Annotated in this window: 5 protein-coding genes; all 5 read right to left on the reverse strand. The window is 36.9% G+C overall.

The annotated features are described in order from the left end of the window. Window positions 1-416, reverse strand: a 416-nt coding sequence (locus AC1DPQ_RS16735; protein WP_477610300.1) for a polysaccharide biosynthesis/export family protein, incomplete at its 3' end; no start/stop codon positions are given. A gap of 143 nt (window positions 417-559) precedes the next feature. Next, entirely contained in the window at window positions 560-1300 is a 741-nt protein-coding gene (locus AC1DPQ_RS16740) for a tyrosine-protein phosphatase (RefSeq protein ID WP_477580048.1), read from the reverse strand. A gap of 618 nt (window positions 1301-1918) precedes the next feature. Beyond that, window positions 1919-3196 carry a nucleotide sugar dehydrogenase gene (locus AC1DPQ_RS16745; RefSeq protein ID WP_477610301.1) on the reverse strand — a complete coding sequence of 426 codons (1278 nt, stop codon included), beginning with the start codon at window positions 3194-3196 and terminating at the stop codon, window positions 1919-1921. Between the two features lie 283 nt (window positions 3197-3479). After that, on the reverse strand, window positions 3480-4340 hold the full coding sequence (gene rfbA / locus AC1DPQ_RS16750) for a glucose-1-phosphate thymidylyltransferase RfbA (RefSeq protein ID WP_477580052.1): 861 nt from the start codon (window positions 4338-4340) through the stop codon (window positions 3480-3482). A 71-nt stretch (window positions 4341-4411) separates the two neighbouring features. Further along, window positions 4412-5239 (reverse strand): dTDP-4-dehydrorhamnose reductase (rfbD, locus tag AC1DPQ_RS16755; RefSeq protein WP_477610302.1); only part of this gene is annotated, 828 nt, incomplete at its 5' end.

The following is a 5239-nucleotide window of genomic DNA, read 5'->3' on the forward strand; positions in this document are numbered from 1 at the left end:
GCTTGATAGGTTGTTAACCCTGCAACCTTAACTTTCCCGATTAAAGAAAGTTCAATCTCTCCATTTTTATCTACAAGAAATCCTGTATTTTGCGTAGAGAGGCTGCTATTTGTATTTCCTCCAAGGGCAGGAGTTGCAGCTGCTTGATTAACGATGGCACCACTTTGAGGATTCAGGGTAAAAACATTTATACTTAAGATATCATCTGTCTGTATTACAGGCTCAGTATAGGCTGTTGCATTTTCAAGCTTCGCACTGTTAACACCCTGTATATCTTGAAAGTAAGCTATTTTTTTATTACTCACACAAGATGAGCTTAAGGTAATAATTAACAATACGATTATTAATTTCACCTCTCTTTTCATGTTATTTTTTTTATTCATAGGTATATATCCATTTAAAATGAAAATGATCATTTTAAACAGCTTGCAAACTTAATCATTTAATTGTAATATCTAAAAACGATTAATTTTAGAAATTTGAATATTTTACATCAAGTTTTTATATTAAACCTTTAACATAATTTGTAAATTGAAAGAGTATTCCATTTAAAGCACTCTTAAGCATAAATAGAACTAAATGTCTCTTGATTTTTAAAACTGTAATGACCTATGAGATCATGCAACCTACCTGATTGTACCGCATCAGTTAAGGTAAGCAAATGCTTATCATGATGAAGGTCAGTTCCTGCTAGATCATACATTTTTTCCTTTAATAGCATCTCGGCCAATTGTTTCACATCGCGCCCATAATACCCCAAAACAGATAGTAGGTTTAACTGTAATAAACAGCCTTTTTCTTTAAACCTCTTTAATCGGCTTTTATCTTTAAAATAAAATGTATAACGTTCTGGGTGTGCTAAAATTGGCTTATATCCTTTAATTTCGATATTAAATATGGTTTGACTAATATCAGGGCTTTCAGATAGGTAAGACATTTCTATAAGTAAATGCTTTTGATCCAACGGGCATAAATCTTCATCCAGAGTAAAATCCTGATCTATCATATACTCCGCACCCGCTCCTAATTTGGTTGATATATTTTCCTTGTTAAGTACTTCTTGTAGATTTTCTTTAACATTATCGATACTTACTTTCGTATTTGGATAGAGCTCTTTATAAATATGAGGGGTCGCAATTAATTGAGCAAACCCCAGCTCCGTAAGCGATTTTACAAATCGAACGGAAGTTTCCATATCAGGAGAGCCGTCGTCAATACCTGGCAGGATATGCGAATGAATATCAACGCCTAACCAGGAGATATCAGTTACTTTATTCTTTTTTGAAAAAAAATTTAACATATTTATAACAATGGAATATCAAATTAAATCGCCTTATCATATCACTCGTTTATAAACGAAACAATCACTGCAATAATATGCGAATTGAAAGTATTATTTACCGAACAACAAAAGTATTCTAATTAACGAGTTAAATTTAAGAAAATTCATGCTATTTTCCAATAAAGAGTAGATTAAATCAGACAAATAGTCGAAAATGATGCTTTAAAAAGATTCTACAGCTTAATTTGTGCAAGAGAATTAACAAAAATATAACTTATACACGATCAACAGTACTTCAGAAATGTTATTCAAAATAGTTAAGGCTTTAAAACACCCCTTAAAATATCATCTTTTTTCATAAATGAAGATCAGAAATGACCATATCGTTAACCAAAGCTGCTAAATCGTATTTACTACCTTTACCCATTCTTCTTACCAAGCTCACACTAGCCAAGCCTTTTGCTGCTTTATACATTTCCTTTTATCGGCCATTTTTACATTGTTTGTTTACCTTTTAGGTAATAAAAAGGTAAAGAATAGGTAAGCATGGGGTAACCCTGGGGTTAACTTGGTATAGAGAAAGGGTAAACAAAGGGTACAGAAGGGGTAAACAAATATTAGTGTTATATAGCAATATTATAACCTTGCATCCGCCAAATCTCTGTTGATAAAGGATTTGGTATCGAAAATAATCGAACCTTTTGCTTTAAAGTTAGCATAATCGATATGCAAGAACTGCTGGTGGGCCACTGCTAAAATGATTACATCATAATACCCGAAATCATCATTTTGAATCATCCGGATATTATATTCAGCCTCCACTTCAGCTGCATTGGCCCAGGGATCGTATACATCAACGTCCATACTAAACGATTTCAATTCTTTGTAAATATCAATTACCCGGGTATTTCGGGTATCGGGGCAATTCTCTTTAAAAGCGAAACCCAATATTAGGGCCTTAGCGCCATTGATCACTTTATCTTTGGCCACCAGCATTTTGATCACCTTATTGGCCACAAACATCCCCATATTGTCATTCACCCTTCTGCCAGATAGGATTACTTCAGGCTTATAGCCTAATGACTCTGACTTATGTGCTAAATAATAGGGATCTACGCCAATACAATGGCCACCAACCAAGCCGGGTTTATAGTTTAGAAAATTCCATTTGGTTGCAGCAGCAGCCAATACATCTGTTGTATCAATGCCCATGCGATCGAAAATTAAGGCCAGTTCGTTTACAAAAGAGATATTTACATCCCGCTGCGCATTTTCTATTGCTTTTGAGGCTTCTGCTACTTTAATGCTGGGTGCCAAATGGGTACCTGCCGTAATAATTGATGCGTAGAGTTGATCAATTTCAGCAGCAATTGCAGGCGTAGAGCCTGATGTTACCTTTTTAATTTTGGTAAGGGTATTAATTTTATCTCCAGGATTAATCCGTTCTGGGGAATAACCACAGAAAAAATCGATATTATATTTTAATCCTGAAATTTTTTCTAAAACAGGTACACAATCTTCTTCGGTGCAACCTGGATAAACAGTTGATTCATAAATGATGATATCACCTGTTTTTAATACAATACCTAACATTTTACTGGCCGCAAGTAAAGGTTGCAGATCCGGCCTTTTAAGATGGTCGATAGGGGTAGGGACGGTAACGATATAGATGCTGCATTTGGCCAGGTCGGCTAAATTGGCACTCAGGGTTAATCCCATCTCCGATGCCGAAATTACAGTTTTCAGATCTTCCAGATTGGCTTCATTTGTTCTGTCCTTTAACTGATTTAACTCCGCTACCCGCTCCTCATTCGTATCAAAACCAATTACTTTATATTTCTTAGCAAATTCGATTGCCAGGGGTAAGCCTACATAACCTAAACCAATAATAGCAATCTGATTTTCTGTATTCATTTTTTCTTTCGGTAATTGGGCAAATATAAGATAAATGTAGAATGCTTAATTCTTTTAACCACAAAGGACACAAAGAGAAAGCGCGAAGTACGCAGCGTTGGATGGAGCGTAATGCTTAAATGAACTTATATCTTATATGGTAATAAAGATTGCATATGCATTTTAGAGATCCTTCGCTGCGCTCAGGATGACAAAAATCCCAAATAAAAGAAAATCACCAGTCAATACAATGGCATTGAATGGTGATTTATTATTTTGAGTATATTAACTGTAGTCGAATTTGTTATTTAATCTGCTTCAAGAGATAACTTCCATAACCACTCTTAACCAGAGGTGTAGCAATAGCCCTAAGCTGTTCTGCGTCGATAAAGCCCATACGATAAGCGATTTCTTCAATACACCCGATTTTTAAGCCTTGTCGCTCTTCAATAATCTGCACAAATTGCCCTGCCTGCATTAAAGAGGTAAAAGTCCCGGTATCTAACCAGGCTGTTCCACGGCTTAATACGCCTACCTTTAATTTACCTCGTTCTAGATAGATTCGGTTCACATCGGTAATTTCGTACTCGCCACGAGGTGAAGGTTTAATATTTTTGGCAATTTCTACAACCTCATTATCATAAAAATACAATCCTGGTACTGCGTAGTCTGATTTGGGTTGAACAGGTTTTTCTTCAATAGAAATTGCTTTTTTATCAGCATCAAACTCAACCACACCGTAACGTTCTGGATCTGAAACCTGATAGGCAAATACCACACCGCCATCGGGATCGGAACTGGCCTGTAATAATTTGGCCATACCATCGCCATGGAAGATATTATCGCCTAACACTAAAGCTACCTTATCTTGACCGATAAATTCTTCGCCAATCACGAAAGCCTGTGCTAAACCATTCGGCTCGGCCTGTACGGCATAACTAAATTTACAGCCTAAAGAAGCACCATCCCCCAATAATTTCTCAAAATTTGGCAGATCGTGTGGGGTAGAAATAATCAGAATTTCTTTTATCCCAGCCAACATCAGCGTAGATAAAGGATAATAGATCATCGGTTTATCGTAAACCGGCATCATCTGTTTACTACAAGCCAAAGTTAAAGGATGCAAACGGGTTCCGCTGCCACCAGCTAAGATTATACCTTTCATATTCTAGTCATTAGTTCATTGGTCATTGGTTCATTGGTCATTGCAGACCTAAATGAAATAATGATACCTATTTATTGTATTTTAATTTGTTTTATACATTCCACCAAACTATCTCTCCAATAAGGGATTTCAATATTAAATGTATTTTTTATTTTAGATTTATCCATTACCGAAAATGCTGGCCGTGTGGCTTTGGTTGGGTAAGCAGACCCTGGAATAGGATTCACTTTAACCGCCGTTTCGCTGATATCAAAAATGGCCTTTGCAAAATCGAACCATGAGGTTACACCTTCATTGCTATAATGGTATACTCCGTACGAGGTAGATGAAGATGCGATAATATCAAAAATAGCATTTGCCAGATCAATCGCGTAGGTTGGCGTACCCACCTGATCGGCAATAATATTCAGCTCGTCACGCTCCGCACCAAGTTTAAGCATGGTTTTCACAAAATTATTGGCGTATTCAGAATACAACCAGCTGGTGCGGACAATAAAATGGGTTGGCAGCTTGGATGAAACTACTTTTTCTCCATCCAGTTTGGTTACACCATAAACATTGATTGGTCTAGCCTCGTCGTCTTCCTTTAGTAATTTTACTTCATTCCCTTCGAAAACGAAATCAGTGGAAACATGTATAAGCGTTGCCCCATTTACCAGACAAGCTGAGGCCAGGTATCCCGCACCTGTTTCGTTAATTGCTTTAGCCAGCTCAACTTCATCCTCTGCTTTATCTACAGCAGTATAAGCGGCACAGTTAATCACAAAAGCAGGTTGCGCAGCAGCTAACAGATCATTCAAACCAGATTCATCCAAAATATTGGCATCCTGCTCAGCTGGAAAAACAATTTCTGTAATTCCTCTTCGCTCCGCAACCACCTTTAAGCACTGGCCTAACTG

Source organism: Pedobacter sp. 01T416_2 (assembly GCF_056398925.1).